This window comes from Pedobacter aquatilis, assembly GCF_032678425.1.
In the GTDB taxonomy this organism is placed as follows: domain Bacteria; phylum Bacteroidota; class Bacteroidia; order Sphingobacteriales; family Sphingobacteriaceae; genus Pedobacter; species Pedobacter aquatilis_B.
In genome coordinates this window covers 267,308-281,496 of the sequence record NZ_JAVTSG010000001.1, presented here as the reverse complement: position 1 = coordinate 281,496, position 14,189 = coordinate 267,308, and the positions used below count along the sequence as shown (strand labels likewise).

The 14,189-nt window shown below is 38.1% G+C and carries 17 protein-coding genes; 6 read left to right on the top strand and 11 right to left on the bottom strand.

The features are described 5' to 3' along the window. Nucleotides 1-8: 8 nt before the first annotated feature. The 4 genes from R2Q16_RS01120 to R2Q16_RS01105 all read right to left on the bottom strand — a co-directional run bounded on the left by R2Q16_RS01120 (nucleotide 9) and on the right by R2Q16_RS01105 (nucleotide 3,536). Complete coding sequence (locus tag R2Q16_RS01120) at nucleotides 9-995, bottom strand: FecR family protein (RefSeq protein ID WP_316734651.1); 987 nt, start codon at nucleotides 993-995, stop codon at nucleotides 9-11. A gap of 60 nt (nucleotides 996-1,055) precedes the next feature. After that, complete coding sequence (locus tag R2Q16_RS01115) at nucleotides 1,056-1,616, bottom strand: sigma-70 family RNA polymerase sigma factor (RefSeq protein WP_316734650.1); 561 nt, start codon at nucleotides 1,614-1,616, stop codon at nucleotides 1,056-1,058. 103 nt (nucleotides 1,617-1,719) lie between these two features. Next, complete coding sequence (locus tag R2Q16_RS01110) at nucleotides 1,720-2,901, bottom strand: hypothetical protein (protein ID WP_316734649.1); 1,182 nt, start codon at nucleotides 2,899-2,901, stop codon at nucleotides 1,720-1,722. Continuing rightward, nucleotides 2,901-3,536 carry a sigma-70 family RNA polymerase sigma factor gene (locus R2Q16_RS01105; protein WP_316734648.1) on the bottom strand — a complete coding sequence of 212 codons (636 nt, stop codon included), beginning with the start codon at nucleotides 3,534-3,536 and terminating at the stop codon, nucleotides 2,901-2,903. Before R2Q16_RS01105 ends, R2Q16_RS01110 begins: the two co-directional genes overlap by 1 nt. A 157-nt stretch (nucleotides 3,537-3,693) precedes the next feature. Here R2Q16_RS01105 and R2Q16_RS01100 point away from each other — a divergent pair, with 157 nt between their 5' ends. The 4 genes from R2Q16_RS01100 (at nucleotide 3,694) to R2Q16_RS01085 (ending at nucleotide 6,604) form a co-directional block, all read left to right on the top strand. Then, a complete protein-coding gene (locus tag R2Q16_RS01100; protein WP_316734647.1) occupies nucleotides 3,694-4,542 on the top strand; it encodes a hypothetical protein in 849 nt (282 codons plus the stop codon). A 104-nt stretch (nucleotides 4,543-4,646) separates the two neighbouring features. Then, on the top strand, nucleotides 4,647-5,207 hold the full coding sequence (locus R2Q16_RS01095; protein WP_316734646.1) for a YceI family protein: 561 nt from the start codon (nucleotides 4,647-4,649) through the stop codon (nucleotides 5,205-5,207). 3 nt (nucleotides 5,208-5,210) lie between these two features. Then, the gene (locus R2Q16_RS01090) at nucleotides 5,211-6,149 is read left to right on the top strand and encodes a DUF5777 family beta-barrel protein (RefSeq protein ID WP_316734644.1); all 939 of its coding nucleotides are present in this window, start codon (nucleotides 5,211-5,213) and stop codon (nucleotides 6,147-6,149) included. Nucleotides 6,150-6,160: 11 nt separating this feature from the next. Beyond that, entirely contained in the window at nucleotides 6,161-6,604 is a 444-nt protein-coding gene (locus R2Q16_RS01085) for a Rieske 2Fe-2S domain-containing protein (protein WP_316734643.1), read from the top strand. A gap of 422 nt (nucleotides 6,605-7,026) precedes the next feature. Here R2Q16_RS01085 and R2Q16_RS01080 read toward each other — a convergent pair whose 3' ends face one another. Then, the gene (locus tag R2Q16_RS01080; RefSeq protein ID WP_316734642.1) at nucleotides 7,027-8,298 is read right to left on the bottom strand and encodes an ectonucleotide pyrophosphatase/phosphodiesterase; all 1,272 of its coding nucleotides are present in this window, start codon (nucleotides 8,296-8,298) and stop codon (nucleotides 7,027-7,029) included. Nucleotides 8,299-8,560: 262 nt separating this feature from the next. Here R2Q16_RS01080 and R2Q16_RS01075 point away from each other — a divergent pair, with 262 nt between their 5' ends. Next, entirely contained in the window at nucleotides 8,561-9,082 is a 522-nt protein-coding gene (locus R2Q16_RS01075; protein WP_316734640.1) for a hypothetical protein, read from the top strand. A gap of 29 nt (nucleotides 9,083-9,111) precedes the next feature. Here R2Q16_RS01075 and R2Q16_RS01070 read toward each other — a convergent pair whose 3' ends face one another. Then, a complete protein-coding gene (locus R2Q16_RS01070) occupies nucleotides 9,112-10,638 on the bottom strand; it encodes a glycosyltransferase family 39 protein (RefSeq protein ID WP_316734639.1) in 1,527 nt (508 codons plus the stop codon). Further along, nucleotides 10,638-11,312: a phosphatase PAP2 family protein gene (locus tag R2Q16_RS01065; protein WP_316734638.1), complete on the bottom strand. Its 675-nt coding sequence runs from the start codon at nucleotides 11,310-11,312 to the stop codon at nucleotides 10,638-10,640. The genes R2Q16_RS01070 and R2Q16_RS01065 overlap by 1 nt, the downstream gene beginning before the upstream one ends. Nucleotides 11,313-11,550: 238 nt before the next feature. Here R2Q16_RS01065 and R2Q16_RS01060 point away from each other — a divergent pair, with 238 nt between their 5' ends. After that, nucleotides 11,551-11,784, top strand: coding sequence for a hypothetical protein (locus R2Q16_RS01060; RefSeq protein WP_316734636.1), 234 nt, complete (start codon nucleotides 11,551-11,553; stop codon nucleotides 11,782-11,784). 5 nt (nucleotides 11,785-11,789) lie between these two features. Here the strand turns inward: R2Q16_RS01060 and R2Q16_RS01055 are convergent, their stop codons facing one another. The 4 genes from R2Q16_RS01055 to R2Q16_RS01040 all read right to left on the bottom strand — a co-directional run bounded on the left by R2Q16_RS01055 (nucleotide 11,790) and on the right by R2Q16_RS01040 (nucleotide 14,072). After that, on the bottom strand, nucleotides 11,790-12,518 hold the full coding sequence (locus R2Q16_RS01055; protein WP_316734635.1) for an esterase family protein: 729 nt from the start codon (nucleotides 12,516-12,518) through the stop codon (nucleotides 11,790-11,792). A 61-nt stretch (nucleotides 12,519-12,579) separates the two neighbouring features. Further along, nucleotides 12,580-13,167 carry a GDSL-type esterase/lipase family protein gene (locus R2Q16_RS01050; RefSeq protein WP_316734634.1) on the bottom strand — a complete coding sequence of 196 codons (588 nt, stop codon included), beginning with the start codon at nucleotides 13,165-13,167 and terminating at the stop codon, nucleotides 12,580-12,582. A 34-nt stretch (nucleotides 13,168-13,201) separates the two neighbouring features. Then, nucleotides 13,202-13,756, bottom strand: coding sequence for a hypothetical protein (locus tag R2Q16_RS01045; RefSeq protein ID WP_316734633.1), 555 nt, complete (start codon nucleotides 13,754-13,756; stop codon nucleotides 13,202-13,204). A gap of 16 nt (nucleotides 13,757-13,772) precedes the next feature. Then, the gene (locus tag R2Q16_RS01040) at nucleotides 13,773-14,072 is read right to left on the bottom strand and encodes a hypothetical protein (protein WP_316734632.1); all 300 of its coding nucleotides are present in this window, start codon (nucleotides 14,070-14,072) and stop codon (nucleotides 13,773-13,775) included. Nucleotides 14,073-14,189: the final 117 nt, after the last annotated feature.

Here is a 14,189-nt window from a genome sequence, read left to right as displayed (position 1 = left end):
TTTTAGTTTTATTTACATGTGTTTCCTCCTTTTAGATAAATAGTTTGATTAATTTGGTTTATCTCAATGTTCATCACGGTTTGTATCGTTTTTAAAATTGCGGGTAAATCTTTTCGCTCAAATCTGGCGGTTAGCTTACATGAAGAATTATGGTAATCTGAGGTGTCGAATTTTACATCGAATCTTCTCGAAAGCGCTTCCAGCACCTCCATTATTGGCGTTTGCTCAAATATCATTGTGCCGCTTTTCCAATTATCAGCAGCATTTGTTGTGCTTGCTATTGGCGAAAATGCGTTGGTACTTGTATCAAACGTTAAGCGCTTATTTGGCAATAAAAATATGGGTTGAGCTTTATCAGCAGTTTTCAGAACGCCAACCTTACCCGATTTAACATTAACCTGTATATGTCGTTCGTTTTTGTAAGCCCTTACATTAAAACTTGTACCATAAACCACTGTTTTAACACGTCCGCTTTCTACAACAAATGGTTGCTTTTCGCGATGTGTAACCTCAAAGAAGGCTTCGCCCGATAACTGAATGGTTCTGGTTTCTTTTTTTGCAAAATCCTTCTGGTACCGAATGCTTGTTCCGGAGTTGAGCATTACATTCGAGCTATCTGGCAAGGTTACCGATAACATTTTACCACGACCAGCAGTTTTGCTAATCCATTCGGTAGCAGGTGCTGTATTGTTTTTGCTGAAATTGAACACTAAAACAAAAATGACAACTAAGCAAGCAGCGGCAATGCCACCATACCAATACAGGTTTAATTTTGGTCTGGGATTTATTGATTTTATTTCAGGCTTAAGTTTTGGTATATCAAGTGCTTCGTCGGGTTTTAACTTTCCGGTAAGCTGCCAAAGCAGCGCACATTCCTCGTATTTTTTTTGATTACCGCTACTTTCCAAAAGCCAATTGTCCAATTCAGATTTTGAAATGGCTGTTTCAGTTTGGGTAAGGCGTTTAATAATATGATTCCAAATTTCTTCTTTCATGTAGATGTAGTCTTCAGTATTAAAGACATATCTGATAGGAGAAAATACGGGCTGCCTAAGTTAAGGTTTGGTTAACTGTTGATTAAAAAATTGACCGCAGTTTTCGTGAATGAATTTCATGCTTTTGGCTAAATGATCTTCTACGGTGCGGGTTGAAATTTGCAGTAATTCTGCAATTTCGGAATAGCTGAATCCCTCTATGCGGTGCATCCTGAAAACAAGCTGCCTCTTTTCCGGAAGCATGGAAATTAGTTTCTGTAAGAAAATCAATTGGGCAGATTCTTCGCCTAAAAATTCATTGGGTTGTATTGAATCGGAAAGTGTTGTCAGGTCATGCGCATCATAATAAACCATTGCTTTTTTGCTTTGGCTTGTTATATGGTTCACAGAAGCATTTTTTACCGATTTGAAAAGGTATGCCTTCGGGTTTTCAATTTCCTGATCCTTATCCCAAAGCCGCATGAAAATGTCGTTAACTATGCTTGATGAGGTTTCATCATCATTTAAAAAATAGTTTGCATAGTTTTTTAGAATAGAAGCCCATCTCTTATAAAGCAGTTCTACGCTGTTGTAGCTTTGCTCAAAGCGTTTTTCCTTTTCAATTTTGATAAGCGTTTCCAACTGATTTTAATCTGCCCAAAGTATGCAAGAAGATATTAATAGCATATTAACAAAATGTTATGCTATAGAATGTTTTACCGAGCTGGTAATTATTCGTCTTGCTTTATTTCTTTCTGAACAAATCAGTCATGCTTACCGTAACGGCCACGCCAGTAGAAGACAATTTAGAATTGCCGTAACCAATTTCGGTTAGCGGGATTTTCATAAAAGGGCTGATGCCTACCGCGAATTTATTGTTGATTTTGTGCTGAAAGGTTACCCCGATATTTGCAACACCAAGCAGGTGCTGGTTTTGGTTCCGAACCTGGTAAGTTGTCGGTCCGCTTACATCAGGATTTTGGTAAGTATAGTCATATTTTTCCCTCAGCATCAGGTAGCTGGATAATCCTGTAGTTAGGATTAAGCTGTTCCGGCTATTTCCAAGTAGTTTATAATTTACATTTATCGGGATATCCAGCACATCGCAATTGGCATGAATATTTATTGGTTGATTTCTAAATACATAACTCGAATTTGGGTTATAGCGGCTGAAATCTGAATCGTATAGTTTTTTAGCATAAGCCGCACCTGTGGTTATGCTCAGTTTTTTACTAACTGAAAGTGTAAGTTCCAAGCCTAAACCACCGCTCAAGCTGCTTTGCCCAGAGCCTTGTACGCTGGTTAAATCAGGTGCAGCCGTAAAACCCAAGGATAGCATCGGTTTATTTGAAGACCTTTTAATTGCCTCCGTAGGGATTGGTAGGGCTTTAAAATTGATTTTAGTATTTAACTGTGTTTTTTCAAAATCTACTTTATTCTGATTAAGCTCCGTAAGTTTCTGGCTGTAGGCATTGGCCAATAAATTTTGGCTAGCTGAGTTGATTTCTGAATTCGTTGAAAAAGCAGCTGCAGAAAAACGCGGCTGTGGTTTTTCTTTCAGGGGTATTAAATTATTTTTAGCTATTGATGGAATCGTATTATCAATCGTGTTCTGTTTATTGTTTGGTTCTGCCTTATCTGATGATTTTGCAAGTTCTATAGTGTCTACTTTGCCATTTGATTTTGATTTATTTTGATAGCTAATCTGCGGAGCTGGTTTTTGAGCAGGCTTAAATATTAAAAATGCAATAACCAGCATTGCAGCAATTCCGGCAGCTGCACTTATCCAGTAGAAAGGAATTATGCGGCGTTTATCAGCTCTATCCAACTTTTTATCCATAGCGGCCCAATCCATTTCATTAAATGGTACATCAGGGTTTTCAAGTCCTGCTTTGAATAATTTATCTATATCTTTTTCCGCTTTCATTAAATATTTGTGTTTAACCTAACCTGCATTACGGGTGAGCTGTTGTCGGCAGGCCGACTTAACCTTTCCTGCGCCTCATTTGCTTTAAGCAGTTCCTGTAATTTTATCCTTGCCTTAAATAAATTTGATTTAGATGTGCCCACCGAAATTTGCAGCATCTGCGCAATTTCCTCATGCGAAAAACCGTCAATGGCAAATAAGTTGAAGACTGTGCGATAGGCCGGGCTGAGCTGTTGTACCATCTTTAAGAGGTCTTCATAGGCAAGTTTATCATGAGTGGTACTCACCGGATGCGTGACATCCGTAGAATCTAAATCAACATGGTTCGAAAACTTCAGATTTACCCGATAGAAATCAATTGCTGTGTTCGTTATGATTCTGCCAAGCCAAGGAAGGAAAGCTTTATCTGGCTCATAATTAGCAATGTTTTTAAAGACTTTGAAAAAGCCCTCATTTAATATTCCAGCTGCATCAAGCTTGTCATTTGCGTAACGCAAACAAATACCCATAGCAAAGCTATAGAAGTGTTGATATAGCGCTTTCTGACTATCTCTTTCATTTCTAATACAACCGGCTATGTACTTCTCAACTAAGTGTTCGCTATCAAGCTTGATGCCCACTGATTCTCCTTTCAATATTCATTACGATAGGTTTTATACAAAGGTTGCCTGAACAATCATCTTTTTTAATAAAAATATTTTTCTGCAAAATCTTTCGTGGTTAAGGCAACCGTGGCTGTTGGTTTAGCGTAATGCCTTCAAATATAATTACTAATCTCTAAACTAGAACCTTATGATAAACCACCTTAAAAAAAATCTAATCATCCTAAGCTGCATGTTGTTAATTTTTGCCTCCGCCTGTAAAAAATCAGGAAGCGAAGAACCCGTTGCAGATAAAAAGGGTATACAATTGGCAACCGATGCCAAGTTTGGAAGCATCTTAACAGATAAGGATGGAAAAAGTCTTTACTTTTTTGCTTCGGATGCTGCCGGAACAGCCAACTGTACAGGAGGCTGCGAAGCCGTTTGGCCACTTTATTATTCGGCAGATGCCAGTACTGATATGGGTCTCGATAAGACGCAAGTGAGTGAAATTACAAGACCCGATGGCAGAAAACAAAGCACTTACAAAGGTTATCCGCTTTACTATTATGCAAGCGACCTTAATGCCAAAGATGTAAAAGGCGATGGCGTTGGCGGAATCTGGTTTGTGGCCAAGCCAGATTATTCCTTGATGCTGGCGAATGCGCAGCTTGTTGGCTTAAATGGAAAAATGTACACCTCGGCTTATGTTGAAGGAACAGGTTTAACCAGGTATTTTACCGATGCTGCTGGCAGAACACTTTATGCCTTTTCGCCAGATAAAAATAATAAGAACACTTTTACAAGGGCCGATTTAAGCAATAATACCATTTGGCCAGTTTATGAAGGCGAATTAAAAAGTCTGCCTTCAATTCTGACAAAAGATTTAATTGGGGTTACTGATGTGTTTGGAAAAAAACAAATGACTTATAAAGGCTGGCCGCTTTACTACTTCGGGCAGGATTTAAACAGAGGTGAAAACAAGGGGGTAAGCGTGGGTGCTGCGCCAGGTTTCTGGCCTGTGCTTACATTAACCACATCCACAGCGCCTGCACCATAAAATAGGGGTTAGGTAAATGGGAGGGAGGTCGGCAAACTCCGTTTATGACTTCCCATCCCATTCTTTTCCTTTCTCATCCTTAAGCATATAAATTAACAAACAGCATGAAAGCCAATAAACTCATCATCGCAGCACTTGTGCTGGCTTTTATTGTATTGCGGTGCCTGTCCGTAAATGCACAAAGCTATAGCGCATCAAATGTAATAGCCTCATTTTATTCCAAAACACCAATAGAAGATATTAAAGCCTCCAGTTCTAAAACCACTGCGGTAGTGGTTTCCAGCAGCGGCGAATTTGCTTTTCAGGTACCAATAAAAAGCTTTGAGTTTGAGAAGAAACTCATGCAGGAGCATTTTAATGAAAATTATCTGGAAAGCGATAAATACCCTGTTGCCTCTTTCAAGGGTAAAATCGAACCCAATATTAACTGGACTACCGACGGGGAATATAGTACAAGCGCCAAAGGCACACTTACGATTCATGGGCAGAGCAGGGCAAGAACAGTGCCTGTCAAAATCACTGTAAAAAACAAACAGCTTAGCCTTGCAGCAAATTTCGATGTGGCCTGCGCTGACCATAATATTGAAATCCCAACGCTGGTTTTTACAAAAATTGCAAAGGTGATTAATGTAAAAGTTAGCGGAACCCTTAACCAAAAACCCTAAAATATGTTTAAAAGATTTACCCTAACCGCATTGCTTCTGGTTGTTTGCAAGCTGCTGTTTGCCCAATCGGCAGATTCCCTGCTGAACACAATGGTTGATACTGCTGCCGTGAAGGCACATAACCCAACCTTTAAATCTACCCGTATTGTATTATCGCATTCAACTGAAACACAAAAAGCGCATGATTTGGATATGCGCATCCGCCACCATTTTGGAGACATTGGCGGCGAATTTGGCAGTGGGCATACGCTTTATGGTCTTGATGTTGCCTCAGATTTGTTTATTGGCTTTGACTATGGTATTACCGACAAACTAACCATCAGCATTGGGAGGAGCAAACATGATGAACTTTATAATGGTTTTTTAAAGTATAAAATTTTCGAACAGAATGAAGAAGCCGGGCGTAGCTTTCCTCTAAATGTTACTTTCCTTGCTCAAATGGCATGGATAACACGGAAACCATTTGCGACCAATGAATTTGCATCTTATGGCAATCGTTTCAGCTATTTTTTGCAACCCCTGATTTCGCGTAGAATAACAGACCGGATTTCGCTTCAGGTTGCGCCGTCACTATTAATGCGGAGAAAAACAACAGAAGCAAATGACCCGGATAACCTCTTCAGTTTGGGTTTTGCCGGACGCGTGAAGCTCACGAAGCGTTTATCATTCGTTGCAGATTATACTTTGGTTAATGGCTTGAACCGTCCGGCAACATTAACACAGCAATTTTATAATCCTTTAGGTGTTGGTCTTGAAATCGAAACAGGTGGGCACGTTTTCTCGCTCAATTTTATGAATTCGGAATACATCACAGAAAATAGCTTCATTCCTGATACTAAAAAATCATGGAAACATGGTGGCGTACGCTTTGGCTTTACCATATCCAGAAACTTTACCCTCTATAAATCAAAAGATAAAAATATCCAATCTAACATATACTAAAACTTAACAAAATGGAACGTAACGAATTTATCAAATCCCTTGGCTTAGGGGTTGCCCTGGTTTGCACGGGCAGTTGTTTCGCAGGCTGCGGTAGTAAAGGTGATGACCCGCAACCACCTCCTCCTGGCGGAAATCCACCCGCCGGAGGTGCTACTGTTAACCTGTCTACCCAATTGTTAACCGTTGGGGCATCACTTGTGGTTAGTGGAATATTATTTATCCGCACTGCAACTGGTAATGCTGCAACTTCCTTTGCGGCCACTCAGGCCGTTTGCCCGCATCAGGGTGGTTCACTTGGTTTTATACAGGCCAGTAATTACATTCAATGTAGTTTGCACAGTGCCAGATATACAACCGGAGGAGCAATTCTTGCACAACCGAATGATGGCGGTACAACCAGTGCTTTAAAAGTTTATGCACTAAGCATTAATGGCAGCACTTTAACGGCAAGCTGATAATCCATTTTTCTGCAATTGTTGCAGACTCAAACAGCATTATAAAAGCCTGGTTTGAATATCAGGCTTTTGTATGGAATAGCAAATGTTTAAATTTATGAAAACCCAGAACTGGCATATAGAGACTAAGCTAAAAAAAGGTTTTATGAAGGCAAGAAAGTTATCTTTATCGCAGCATGTCCGGACCTTGTTCGCACCTTGTTCGAAAAAATGCACCATTTCTCGAACAAGCTCCGTTAAAGGTCCTTATAAGGTGCAATGAAATGACTATAGGGGGTCGATTAAAGGTGGATAAGAGGTGGACTTGTGGTGGACTTTAAGAATGAAATTCTTTTTTAGGCAAGATGGCTGAGGAAAGTGATGCGCAATAGTTTTTGCACCGATTTATTAAATATACAGCTAATTTTGTACAAAAAGATTCATTATTTTAAAATACCGGATAGTACCTCCAATTTTCCGTCAATTTGATCATCATAAGTTAGGTTGAGGATTTTGGCGATTAATGGATAAATGTTTACATTTTCAAAGGAATCAATTTGTTGATTTTCTTTGAATGCGGGTCCCCAAGCCATAAATGTTGCATGCATATCTTTTACCTTACGAGGGTCGAAACCGTGATGGCCAATGCCTGGCTTGCGGTTTGAAAATACTCTTGGCCATTCAGGTATAAGTAAAATATCGCCAATGCGGTTCATTTTATCATCACTGGTATTGTAATGAAGATATTCGGGCATATTACTTTTCAAGTAAGCCTTGTAACCTTGGTTCTGATCTTTTAATTTTTCATACAAAGGCATCACATCGGCCTTGTTTTTAGCATGAATATCCATCATGGTTCCAGACGCAGCGATGATGTATTTTGCCGTATCAATTTCCTTTGGTGTTTTAATGGGATGTTCTTGGTCAACAGCAGTCATACCGTGGTCTGAAACAAAAATATAGTTTACTGGTAAACCCAAAGGCTTAATGGCTTCGGTAAGTTTGTAAATTGCAGAATCTACCATTTGTACAGCATCTCTAGTTTCTGTGGCATCAGGACCAAAGCTATGACTGGCGTGGTCAGGTTCTGAGAGGTAAAAAGTAATAAAATGTGGTCTTTCAGCTTCTGGTAAGCTTAACCAATCTTTAACAATCGCTATTCTTTTATCAACAGAAATTTTTTCAGTGTAATCAAAATAACGCGTTGGGCGGATGCCTTGGATATCAGCTTCTGAGCCTACCCAAAATAAACTTGCCGCAATCATTTGTTGCTTTTCTGCCAATACCCAAAGCGGTGTGCCACCATACCATTTGCCTTGTTTAACCTTGGCTTTAGCACCCATTGTATATCTTTCTCCACTTTTCTCATCCAAAAAACTATTGTTTACTAAGCCATGATGGGAAGGGTACATTCCGGTTACGATGCTATAATGATTAGGGAAAGTAAGTGAGGGAAAACTGGGTATCATTGATTTTGCAATTACACCTTTTTTACCAAGATTAAGCAAATTTGCGGTCTGGTATTTGGTGGCGTAATCGTGTCTGAAACCATCTGCAGAAATTAAGATTAAGTATGGTTTTTGCTGCTGTGTGGCTGAGTTTGTTCTACCCTTTACAATATGCTCGAGGTTATCTGTTTGTGCAAAAACGGGATTGAAAACAGACAAAAAAGAAAGGCTTAATAATATTGCAACACCAAAAGTAAATTTATTCATTGTAAGGATTAGAAAAATAATAATCCAATTTATTACCCGGATTATAGTTTCTATTGAATTTTTTAAATAATTATTTAGTTGCTGCAAATATCATGAAAGCGTTGGCAATAAAAGATTATCGAAATGTTAATTAACGGTATCATTAACGTGACTTTTTTAAATAAATGAGCCATTGGTTGTTTGGATGCTTGTTAACATAATGATAACATTGTGATATGTAGCGCTTATTCATCTCAATTCGTTTTTGAATAAAATTTAAATCATGAAACTATATCTAAAACCTCTAATTGTTATATTTCTGCTTATCTCTGTTGCAGGATGTAAAAAAGACGCTTCAGTTGAAGAAGTTATTATCGACGATAAAGACTTAACTGTATGTCCGGGCGGAGCAATGTGTAACTATTTTTATGCCGATAATTCGGGGATGGATGGTTTTCAGTTGTTGTTGAGTAAAGGGCAGTATCGTGTTTTTTGGGCGAATACAGGTATCAAGGAAACTTCTTATTCGTTATATATAATGGCGCCAATGGCTGGGAATAGTTTTGTGATGGGTAAAGAAAGCTTTGACGCAGGTTTGGTTAAATTAAGAAACAATTGTGCTGCTTGCTATTCAATTGGCATTGTTCCGGTTGATGGTAAAATTGTAGGCAAAAGAGTATCACAAGGTAATGGAAAACCTGATAATTGGTTGGTTGAAGCTGATTTGGTTGTTGGTTCGCCAGCCGACCCTAAATTTAGTTTGCCATTAAAAATAAAACAATATTATTTGCCTGCAAACCAATAATGTTTTTTCGCTTTTTAAGCTTGATGGGTTTAATTTTTGAATCCATTGAGCTTAAAAATCAAGATGTTTTTACAAACTTCTTTCCTGCGTAATATTGGGATAATCAGCGGTTGGTTGTAATTAACAAAATGTGCGCTTATTTTCTTAAAATCTTCATCATCAAAAAGGTTTGAAGGAACTATGTAAATGCAGCTTTCGCCTTTTTCTGGTCTGTGTTTTCCCGCATTTGTAAAGGTATATTGGTGCAAATCGAATATTTCACCGATTCCATACGTATGGAGGTCAGCTTGTTGAGCGACATTAAAATCCAGATGTGCGGCCGGAAACCATTTGTTTACAACGATGGTACTGATTTTTTCGTCAGCCCATTTATTGTGCCTGTAGACAGAATCAACAATTCTTCCAGTTTCTTTCCAACCGTACATATCCAATGTCGGGTCGTTTTTTCCATGAAATAAGGTTCTTTTTTCTGCTGATAAACTTCCTGGGTAAAAATTGATAATTAACATACCTGCGGTAATTATAGCAAAAAACAGAAATAATGCAATCTTCAGCCAAAGCCTGGCATTTTTCATTGTCCATTCTTCCAATTTTAAGGCGGCAAGTAAGATTAAGCAAGCATAGCCTGGTCCAGACCAGTGTGGGAGTGTATCGCGAAATAAGGAAACTAAAAGCAGTGTAAGTACCAATGGCAAGCCAAAGTAGAGCAGAATTTGTCGTTCTTGCCTCTGAATATAAGTCTTACTACGAAAGGGGCTCAATACTGAAAGCCAAATCAATATAAAAACAACAGGGTTGTTGTAAAACAGTGAGCCTGCAACTTCCCTTGATAAACTTAGTAAATTTAAGCTTGGGTGAATCAGGTTAACCCGCTCGCTGTGGTAAGTATAGCTTATAAAATGATGTTGAAAATTCCAGATTAATACCGGAGAGAAAAGAATTATGGTTATTCCAATGGCGATGTATAAACCTTTGTCCAGTAAGATTTTTGGGCGATTTACCAATGCAAATGATAATACTGCAAACCATAAAAACAGTCCGTGTATTTTGCAAAGCATACACAAGCCTACAGCCACTCCAAAACATAACCAGATTTTTAAAGGTTTACTGCCTTTGCTTACCGATTTGTTTAGCTTAATGAACAGATAAATGGCCCAAAGCCAAAATACCATTTGAGGACCATCTGGCAATATAAAAGTTCCGGCAATAATGCTACAGTAAAAAGAAGCAGTATAGAGCAATGCAGCGTACCAGGCTACGCGGTTATTACCAATAATTTGTCCGATTTTGAAAATAATAAAAGTACAGAGCGAGGAGGAGCAGATGGCGCCGAATCTTACTGCTAGTTCCTGATGGATTGAAAGGTTTAAAGTGGTTGCCCGGATGAGCCACGCGATAAACGGTGGATGATCGAAATAATTCCATTCCGGTTTTAGTGCGTAGGTCCAGTAATAAACTTCATCATTGCCTAAGCCAATACTTGCCGCAATAATCACTTTTACGATGGCCATTGCAAGCACAAAGAGCCATAATTTTTTGGGGAATGCTTTTAACATCAATTGGAATTAGCCGTAGCAACACGTAATTTCTTCAGTCGTTTTGCCACTTTTCTAGATCTGAATAGTTTTAAATCGTAAACCTGGTGATAACTCAGTAGCGCACAAGTTGTACCTAAAATTGCACCTGCCAAAACATCAAGCAGAAAATGCTGTGCGAGGTAAATGCGTGAATAACCCACTACAATCGCCAATAAAATACATGCAGTAGATATTTTGTTTTTTTTAAAAACCAATACCAATACCGTTGCCATTGCAAATGCAGATGTTGTATGGCCTGAAGGAAAGGAATGATGATCGTGAAGCGTTACACCCGTGACAAAATTAGCATAAGCAATATTTAACTGCTCAAGCAGTAATCTTGGTCTTGGCAAATTAAATATCCGCTTTGCGATTTGCGCAATTAAACTTGATGATGCATAAGCCAGCAGCAGACAAGATGCTTTCTTTTTTTTTCTTAATACTATTAATACAATACCAAGCAAAAGACTTAAAATACCATCGCCTAAATTGGTTACGATATTGAAAAACACATCTAAAATCTTCGTGTGATAAATGTTGAGCAATATAAATCCGTTCACCTTTTCTGTACTGAATAGAAAAATGGTGGCGCAAGTCAAAATCATTAAAAGGCTAAAGAAGTAAAGGCGTAAACGCTTTATTCGCTTAAACATTTGCATTGGTTTTTTGCAAATGTATTTTAGTAAGTTAATCAGAAAGTTAAGAATGTGTCATTTTATTGTCACTCGCCTTTCTTTTTCGAACATTTTCTGTTAATAATTGATGCTGATTTTGAATGATTTGGTTATCAATTGCTTAACCGAATTAAAGTTAAGATTATGTTAAATTGTTTAATTAACTTTAATGTATTGATAATTTAATATGTAATTAACCATTCCTTAATTTTGCATTATGAAATTCCCTCATTATATCTACTACGAAATCCTCATTCGTTTAACAGAATTTGTGCCCAATATTGGAGATTTTATTTCGGTGAACGAGCAAGAAGATGAAATCTTAATCAATACAACAACCGGATATTTAATGGTCTCGAGAGATGTGCTCGAAAAGCAGTTTAAAGACCCTAATCTTTTAAGAAATGAAGATATTGCTTCCCTAAATAAGCATTTTCGTATTGGGCGATAGCAATCTTAGATATAAAGCGGTGCCATTTTTCGCCAGTAATGGGGGCGGTGTGCATTACTATCCCAGGTATAAAAGTGGTTGCTTATTCCTTTTTCCCAAAGCTGGTTGCTCAGGTTTTTATTGCTATCCAGAAATGGATCGGTTTCTCCAACGGCAAGAATAATTTCCATGTCCTTAATTTTTGAAATAATGTTTTCATCTTGCAAATTAGGTACATATTGTGCTGGCATGTTGTAATACACAAGCTCATTTCTAAAACCATTTAGCAGGTCGGTAAAAGGTGCCGGAGCATCGGTAAGGTCGTACCTGCCGCTAATACCAACCGTTTTTTTAAAATATTGAGGATATTTCATGGATAGATTTATGGCGTGATAAGCGCCCATGCTAAAGCCCGCGGTTTCTATCCAATCCGAATTATTTTTTTTGCGGATTAAAGGCATCACCTCATCAATGATGTAGCTTTCATATTGCAAATGCCTGTCTATACGTACTGATGGAAAAACAGATTGATTGTAAAAGCTTTCTCCATCAACGCTATCAACACAGAAGAGCTGCAAGGTTCCATTTTCAATTTGATTGGAAAGCGTGTTTACAATGCCCCAATTTTCATAGTCGAAAAATCTCGCCATCCGGGTTGGAAACATGATAACCGCCCTTCCTCCATGCCCAAATATGAGCAATTCCATATCACGTTGTAATTGGTTGCTAAACCACTTGTGGTACTCCCTTTGCATGTTAAAAACTTTACGGAAGTTACTTAGGCTCTGTTATTTAAATATTAAGAAATGATAATGATTATCCTAATTTTTCGTGAACAATGCTTTGCCAAAGCCTGTAACCATCGTTGCTAAGGTGTAATCCGTCATGGTCATAGTAATTAGGATTTGGGTTGCCAGATTTATCTAACATTTTCTTGAAAACATTAATAAACTGCCAGTTGGCATTGCGTTTAATTATCTCGCTTTCGATTAAATTATTGGTGTACTTAAATTGCTCTGCCATGTGCCACCGGGATATGCTGGGTTTAAGCGAAATAAAGTAACAAGGGATTGAGCCAAAGCGCAATTCTACTTTTTCCATTAATTGGAGAAAGAAAATAAATATTTCCTCGGGATGCCGGCCATCACCAAGATCGTTATCGCCAGCATAAAAAACGAAGCAATCTGGTGTATAACCAGTCATAATTCTATCAAAAAACCATACGCAGGCCGCCAGTGTCGAACCGCCAAAGGCAAGGTTAATTAACTTTCTTTCGGGGAAATCATTTTCCAACGTATGCCATAATCTTATCGTCGAGCTTCCATAAAAAATGGTTTTCGATATTTCTTTTCTTACCTGAGGAATTTGCTCTAAATGTTTTACTTCAGCTTCGTACCAATACATACCGGTTCAAATATCAGTTACAAAATTGGTTTTTTCAGGAAAGCTGTTTTTCAAAATATACAATTCCATCATCAAAAATACCATTATAAGGATTTCCGCAGGGGATAAAACCTTGGGATAATAAGTAGCGCTGACTTGTTGGTACTGCGGTAGTTGAAAATATTGTGCCTTGCAGGTGCTTAATCTTATTTTGAAGCATTTCCTTTAAGGTTCTGCTGATGCCCATTTGCCTTAACTCCGGTTCAGTAAACGAATATCCAAGCTCAAAGCTATAGTTATTTATATTGCGGGTAATGCCAGCTTTGGCATGAACTTGTAAAATGTAGGCCCTACTTGGCATTTTGATGGCAGAAATGCCCACCAGTTTATCCCCCAGATAACAAAAGGCAAGTAGCTGGCAACCGTATATTTTTTGAGTTAACTCTTGAGTTGAAACCTTGCCGCCTTTTTTCACCAAAAGGAAAAAATAAAATAACTCCGAAAGCATACATTCTGCCGGTGTTTTGACCACAAATCTGCATGCCATCATCGAATGTGATGCAGCAAAATGATGAGGGATAGCTATAGCGGGAAATAATTGATGATTCATTAACGTTTTCTGTTTGCTACCGTTCAGGTTCATTTCCCATCAGTTTATTACGCAAAGCTGATGATGAGTTAAGTAAATGCGCACTAATTCTGTCATTCCAGTCAATTAAAGCATCTTCAGGTGATTGGCCAAAACCTTCGATATTGTCTACATCGGCCATTGGAAGTATAGCGTAATAGCAATTTTTATTTTTAAAAAGCAATGGCTTAAGTTTAGTAACCAAACTCGGCAGCTTGAAACGACTGAAATCAAAATCAACAAGATTATCTAATTTAGTCGTTATTGTTTTTATTATCGAATCTTTTGGATTTCGCATAACTTGATGTTTTAAAATCAATAAATCTTTTATTGTCTGGTCATCTTTAAAAAAATAACTTAGACAAGTGCTGATACAAGTTAGTAATGACGTATTTTCTTGAAGTTAAGCTTGTGT

Bases quoted from the DNA above. Each gene is read 5' to 3' on its own strand.
- R2Q16_RS01090 (WP_316734644.1), top strand. From the start codon at position 5,211: ATGTTTAAAAGATTTACCCTAACCGCATTGCTTCTGGTTGTTTGCAAG.
- R2Q16_RS01085 (WP_316734643.1), top strand. From the start codon at position 6,161: ATGGAACGTAACGAATTTATCAAATCCCTTGGCTTAGGGGTTGCCCTG.
- R2Q16_RS01100 (WP_316734647.1), top strand. From the start codon at position 3,694: ATGATAAACCACCTTAAAAAAAATCTAATCATCCTAAGCTGCATGTTG.
- R2Q16_RS01040 (WP_316734632.1), bottom strand. From the start codon at position 14,072: ATGCGAAATCCAAAAGATTCGATAATAAAAACAATAACGACTAAATTA.
- R2Q16_RS01080 (WP_316734642.1), bottom strand. From the start codon at position 8,298: ATGAATAAATTTACTTTTGGTGTTGCAATATTATTAAGCCTTTCTTTT.
- R2Q16_RS01055 (WP_316734635.1), bottom strand. From the start codon at position 12,518: ATGCAAAGGGAGTACCACAAGTGGTTTAGCAACCAATTACAACGTGAT.
- R2Q16_RS01075 (WP_316734640.1), top strand. From the start codon at position 8,561: ATGAAACTATATCTAAAACCTCTAATTGTTATATTTCTGCTTATCTCT.
- R2Q16_RS01060 (WP_316734636.1), top strand. From the start codon at position 11,551: ATGAAATTCCCTCATTATATCTACTACGAAATCCTCATTCGTTTAACA.
- R2Q16_RS01070 (WP_316734639.1), bottom strand. From the start codon at position 10,638: ATGTTAAAAGCATTCCCCAAAAAATTATGGCTCTTTGTGCTTGCAATG.
- R2Q16_RS01045 (WP_316734633.1), bottom strand. From the start codon at position 13,756: ATGAATCATCAATTATTTCCCGCTATAGCTATCCCTCATCATTTTGCT.
- R2Q16_RS01095 (WP_316734646.1), top strand. From the start codon at position 4,647: ATGAAAGCCAATAAACTCATCATCGCAGCACTTGTGCTGGCTTTTATT.
- R2Q16_RS01050 (WP_316734634.1), bottom strand. From the start codon at position 13,167: ATGTATTGGTACGAAGCTGAAGTAAAACATTTAGAGCAAATTCCTCAG.
- R2Q16_RS01120 (WP_316734651.1), bottom strand. From the start codon at position 995: ATGAAAGAAGAAATTTGGAATCATATTATTAAACGCCTTACCCAAACT.
- R2Q16_RS01065 (WP_316734638.1), bottom strand. From the start codon at position 11,312: ATGTTTAAGCGAATAAAGCGTTTACGCCTTTACTTCTTTAGCCTTTTA.
- R2Q16_RS01110 (WP_316734649.1), bottom strand. From the start codon at position 2,901: ATGAAAGCGGAAAAAGATATAGATAAATTATTCAAAGCAGGACTTGAA.